This is a genomic window from Achromobacter sp. UBA5777, from assembly GCF_002418565.1.
GTDB classification, from domain to species: domain Bacteria; phylum Pseudomonadota; class Gammaproteobacteria; order Burkholderiales; family Burkholderiaceae_B; genus Achromobacter; species Achromobacter animicus.
The window spans coordinates 751-5899 of the sequence record NZ_DIEJ01000306.1 but is presented as its reverse complement, the minus strand read 5'-3'; the positions used below and the strand labels follow the sequence as shown (position 1 = coordinate 5899).

At 64.1% G+C, this 5149-nt stretch carries 4 protein-coding genes and 1 pseudogene; 3 read left to right on the top strand and 2 right to left on the bottom strand.

The window, feature by feature from the left end; all coding sequences use genetic code 11:
- Both B3446_RS26680 and B3446_RS26675 read left to right on the top strand, forming a co-directional pair.
- Positions 1-198: pseudogene (locus B3446_RS26680) on the top strand (ABC transporter ATP-binding protein); the annotation flags it as partial.
- A gap of 27 nt (positions 199-225) precedes the next feature.
- Positions 226-1434: a metal-dependent hydrolase family protein gene (locus B3446_RS26675; protein WP_191576256.1), complete on the top strand. Its 1209-nt coding sequence runs from the start codon at positions 226-228 to the stop codon at positions 1432-1434.
- Positions 1435-1437: 3 nt separating this feature from the next.
- On the opposite strand, the gene B3446_RS26670 is transcribed toward B3446_RS26675, so the two are convergent.
- Both B3446_RS26670 and B3446_RS26665 read right to left on the bottom strand, forming a co-directional pair.
- Complete coding sequence (locus B3446_RS26670; RefSeq protein ID WP_291387006.1) at positions 1438-2856, bottom strand: YdgA family protein; 1419 nt, start codon at positions 2854-2856, stop codon at positions 1438-1440.
- A 159-nt stretch (positions 2857-3015) separates the two neighbouring features.
- Positions 3016-4488 carry a YdgA family protein gene (locus B3446_RS26665; protein WP_291387004.1) on the bottom strand — a complete coding sequence of 491 codons (1473 nt, stop codon included), beginning with the start codon at positions 4486-4488 and terminating at the stop codon, positions 3016-3018.
- A 303-nt stretch (positions 4489-4791) separates the two neighbouring features.
- On the opposite strand from B3446_RS26665, the gene B3446_RS26660 reads away from it, so the two are divergent.
- Positions 4792-5149: DEAD/DEAH box helicase (locus tag B3446_RS26660; protein WP_291387002.1), on the top strand; the 358-nt coding region annotated here is incomplete at its 3' end.

Here is a 5149-nt window from a genome sequence, read left to right as displayed (position 1 = left end):
CTGTTCATCAGCCACGACCTGCCGGTGATCCGGCAGATGTGCGATCGCGTCGGCGTGATGCGCCACGGCGAACTGCTGGAAGTCGCTGAGACCGAAACCCTGTTCGAACACCCGCAGCACCCCTACAGCCAACACCTGCTCGGTCTGATGCCCCGCCTGCAATCCATGTCCCGCGAGGGCCTGGACGTAGTGGGTTGAAACCGCGCGCCAACGGAGTCCACTGACATGAGCGAGTCACGGCAAACCCTCTTCATCGGCGGCAAGGTTTTCGACGGGGAGGGGCAGACACTGCCTGACCACGGCGTGCTGGTCGAGGGCGCACGCGTGGCCCGCGTGGCGCCTGCGGGCGAATTCTCAGGCTACGCGGGTGCAAGGGTGGACACCACCGGCATGACGCTCATGCCCAGCCTGGCGGATTGCCACGTGCACTTGGTGTACACCGGCGGCGCCGACCCCAACGCCCAATTGAGCAAGCAGGGCCCCGCGCAGATCACGCTGACCGCGCTGGAGAACGCGCAGGCCAGCCTGCGCGGCGGCGTCACGGCGCTACGCGACTGCGGCGGCAAGGACTATCTGGAATTCGGCGTGCGCGATGCCATCGCGCGCGGCGTTTTTCCCGGTCCCACGATCAAGGCGTCGGGCCGCATCATCTGCATGACGGGCGGCCACGGCAACCGAATCGGCCGCGTGGCCGACGGATGCGAGGAAGTGGTCAAGGCCGTGCGCGAACAGGTTCACGCCGGCTGCGATCTGGTCAAGATCATGGCCACGGGCGGCGTCATGACGCCGGGCGTCAGCCCCATGGATGCGCACTACAGCTTCGACGAGATGAAGGCGGGCGTGCACGAGGCCAAGCGCTTTCGCAAGAGCACCGCCAGCCACGCGCAGGGCACACAGGGCATCCTGAACGCGGTGCGCGCCGGCATCGATTCAATCGAACACGGCATCTTCATGGACGACGACTGCCTGCGTGAAATGCTGGAGGCCGAGACGTATCTCGTGCCGACCATCGCCGCCGTGCGCAACATCATCGCCAACGCCGACAACGGCATACCCGCGTACGCGGTGGAAAAGGCCCGCGCGGTGGAACAGCGGCATCGCGAGTCGTTCCAGATGTATTACAAGGCGGGCGGGCGCATCGCGCTGGGGACCGACGCGGGCACGCCGTTCAACCTGCACGGCGAGAACGCCATGGAACTGGCCTACATGGTGGAGTTCGGCATGACGCCGGTGGACGCGTTGATCGCCGGCACGTCGCGCGGCCATGATCTGATGGGCATGACCGACCACGGCGTGATTGCAGAGGGCAAGGTGGCCGACCTGCTGCTGGTGCAGGGCGACCCGGCTGAAGACATTATGAAGGCCGCGGACAAGCGGTTTCACGTGGCCGTGCTGCGCAACGGCGAACTCGCGGCGGGCGCCTTGCCGTTCTGAATGTCAGGGCGCCGGCGCGGCGCCCGGCGAATTGCGCATGATCATCTGGCCCAAGAACATCTCGATGGGGATGCGCTTGCCGTTGATGTCGACTTGACCATCGCGGTAGTCCGCCTCGAACTGGATCACGCCGTCCTCGATACGGGCCCAGGGCGTGGCGGCGATCAGGCCGCGCAGCCCTGCGGCTTCCCGCTCGGCCGCCGACCGGGCCGCCTCACGCGTGGCGCCCTTCAGTTCCGCCCGCGCCGCGATCACATCGGCCAGGTTGTCCGGCGACAGCTTCAATCGCACGCTCAGGTTGCGCACGACCTCCTTGGCGACGGCGATGGGGTCGCGTTTCCAGAATGACGGCGAGTCCAGGCCAATGTCCAGGCTGAGCGTCGACGTGCCTCGCGCCGTATCGACCTGCAGCGTCGACAGCGTGAAGCTGGGACGGGCCAGAAGAAACTTCAACATTTGCGACGCGGCAAGCATCCCGTCACCCGAAAGCGGATCGGCCTTTTTCGCGTTCAACGGCGTGCTTGTGGTGGCGTCCTGAAACGCCTTGAGCGCCGCCACGTCCATGTCCTTGCCGCCCGCCGCCATCCGCAGCTTGGCCACATGCAAGTGGCGCACGCTGATGCTGCCGACATCGAGCGTCATTTTGCCGGCCATGCGCTCACGTGTCCCTTCCGAACCCAGCGTCAGCGCAATGTCCTTCAGGCCCAGCGGCAGCTTGTCCATATCGGACGCCCATTGCTTGACCGTCAGCGTCGAACTACTCGTGGAGGACGCCGCGGTACCGGACAATTCATGCGACACCGCCAGATCATCCAGGGTCAGCGTGTTGGGATTGCCCCTGATCACTTCGGTCAGCGAGGCCTTGTTGACGGCGAGTGACACCGTGTCGTGCGTGCCGTCGCCGGCATGTTTGACCTGCATCTGCAAGCCCGAGAAGTCGAACGTGATCGGAGCGTCGGCATACTTGACGGGCGCCAGCGCCAGATCGCCGGAAAAGTCGCGGTCATACGCGATCAGGAAGTTTGCCGTCACCGGCGCCAATCCGCCCGCCGCCGCGAACCAGGCGGCTGCGTCGGGCGTCTCGGTCATGTGCAGCCGGCCCGCCGCCATCACGGGCGCGATGTCGCCTGACGAAAGCCGCGAGGCGGGAAACGGACCGTGCTCGATCTTGCTCGTGAACGCGAATGCCTTCTCGGCCGGCTTGCGGCCAGACTGCAACGTCACCTTCACACCGAACCGCGCATCGGACGAAAACACGCCGCGTTCAAACGATTGCAGTTCGAGCGTCACGGGCACGCCCAGCTTTGCACTCAGGCGATGCGCCTCTGCATTCAACGCCTGCACGTCCTGCGCCAGCCGGGCTTCGATCTGCTTGCCGGTGTACCACGCGGTGCCGACCCACGCCGCAGCCACCACCGCCACCNNCCCGCCACGATCCGCTTGTTCATGATGCCTCTGTCCGTTTGAGATACGCCGTGATTGCCGCAAGGGCCGATCATAAAGAAAAACGGGCTGTCGCAAGGACAGCCCGTCGCAGGCGACGCCGAGAAGATCGCGGCGTGCCAATCGTGTTGCGGCAGCTTAGCGCATGCCGCCCAGCACGCCGCCCATCGCCATCATCAGGAACTGCTGCAGCGGCATCTTCTTGCCGTTGAAGTCGACCTGGCCGTCGGCGTAGTTCAGGTAGGAGACGATGTTGTTGTTTTCGATCTTGCCCAGGCCCATTGCCGTGGCCATGGTGCCGACCATTTCAACCTGGCCCTTGGCGGTCTGCGCGGCCTGTTCGGCCGCCACACCGCGCATTTGCGGTTCGATGGCCATCAGGTCCGCCAGGTTGCCCTTGGACAGCACGAGCTTGGCATCCAGCTTCTTCAGGGCCTGCAACGCCATGTCGGACGCGTCGCCTTCCAGCGCGGCGGGCTTGACCAGCGCCACGTCCAGGTTGAACGTCGACGTGCCGTTGGCCGTGCGCACTTCCAGCGGCGCGACGGCCAGCGTCGGGTTGCCGGCCAGCAGTTGCTCGACGTTGGTCTGGATCAGGGCCTTTTCTTCGTCCGTGAATTGCGGCGTCTGCTCTTCGCCCTTGCTTTGCAGCATGCGGCGCGAGGCGGCCTCATAGATGTCGTTCAGCGACTTCAACGCCTTGGAGTCCATGTTCTGCGCGTCGATGACCAGCTTCAGGCCGGCCATGTCCTTAGCCTGCACGTTGATCATGCCGAAGTCCACGGCCATCTTGGCGCCCATGGCCGCACCGTTCTCGGTCATGTCCACGGCGATCGACGTGTCCTTGAGCTGGACAGGCGGCTTTTCGCGCGACGTGATCGTCCAGTCCTTGAGCGTCACCTTCTGGCTGCCCACGTACATCTCGTTGGCGGCCGGCTTCAGGTCGCTGGTGAGGGTGATGCCCTTGACTGCCATGGCGGTGATGTCGCTGGTGTCGGACGGGCCCGACAGCTCCAGGCTGTCGACGGCGACGTCGAAGATGCCGCGCTTGGTGGACGTGGCGTAATCAAAGTCGCCCTTCATGCCCGAGAACACGAGCTTGGTGGTGTCCTTGGCGACCTCGACCGGGGCCATGTTGAACGTGCCGGTGATGTCCTTGCCGTAGCTGACGCTGTAGTGGCCCGACAGCGGCACGGCGCCCTTGGCGGCGGCGAACCAATCCTTGACCGTCTCGCTTTCTTCCAGCGCGAAATCGCTGGCCACCATGGCCGGCATGAACTTGCCCGACTTCAGGTTGGAGAACGGCAGGGGACCGTGGCTCAGGTGTTCGACAAAGACCACGTCGCGCTCTTGCGCGGGCTTGCCTTCGGCGGCGGGCGTGGTGAACTTGATGCGATAGCGGGAAGTCGAGGTGAAGACGCCGCGGTCGAACGAGACCAGCTCCGCGACGGCATTGATGCCCCACTTGTCAGCGACCTTCTTGAGCTCGACGTTCGAGTCCTCGATGGCCTGCTTGACGAAGGCTTCGGCCTTTTGGCCCGTGTACCAAGCCGTGCCGGTCCAGACCGCGCCCAGCGCGACGACGATGCCAACCAATGCCGATTTCTTCATTGCATCCCTTTTATTTTGAATAGATGAAAGCCGACGGATTATAGGGAGGGCCGACTAGGGAAAACACTTATTTTGTTCTAATTTAATTCAAAATATTGCTGAATGATTCTATAGAGGCCTTTTAAGCGCTTGCTGCGCCGCCACATCAGCTACAATCCGTTCCGTGCGCCAAGCCAATCTGCGCACGTCCGCTCGGCCCTTCGCCGCCAAGCTTCGCCCTGATGGGCGCTTCCCTTTTCTCCTTATTCGACCGCCTGGATTGGAGTCTCTCAAATAGAGCGACAGGCTGCCGCTGGAGCTGTTTTGACTACCACTTCCCCTTTCGCCGACCTCGGGCTGGCTGATTCGCTGTTGCGCGCCATTGCCGACACCGGCTACACCGCGCCCACGCCCATTCAAGCCCAGGCCATTCCGCAAGTGCTGAAAGGCGGCGACCTGCTCGCAGCCGCCCAGACCGGCACCGGCAAGACCGCCGGTTTCACGCTGCCGATCCTGCACCTGCTGTCGCAGAAAAAGCCCGAGGCCCGCAAGCCCGGCCGCCCCCGTTGCCTGATCCTGACCCCGACGCGTGAACTGACCGCGCAGGTCGCCGAATCGGTGCAAACCTATGGCAAGTACACCTCGCTGACGTCCATGGTGATGTTTGGCGGCGTCAATATCA

Coding starts and splice junctions, on each gene's coding strand:
- B3446_RS26675 (WP_191576256.1), top strand. CDS start 226: ATGAGCGAGTCACGGCAAACCCTCTTCATCGGCGGCAAGGTTTTCGAC.
- B3446_RS26665 (WP_291387004.1), bottom strand. CDS start 4,488: ATGAAGAAATCGGCATTGGTTGGCATCGTCGTCGCGCTGGGCGCGGTC.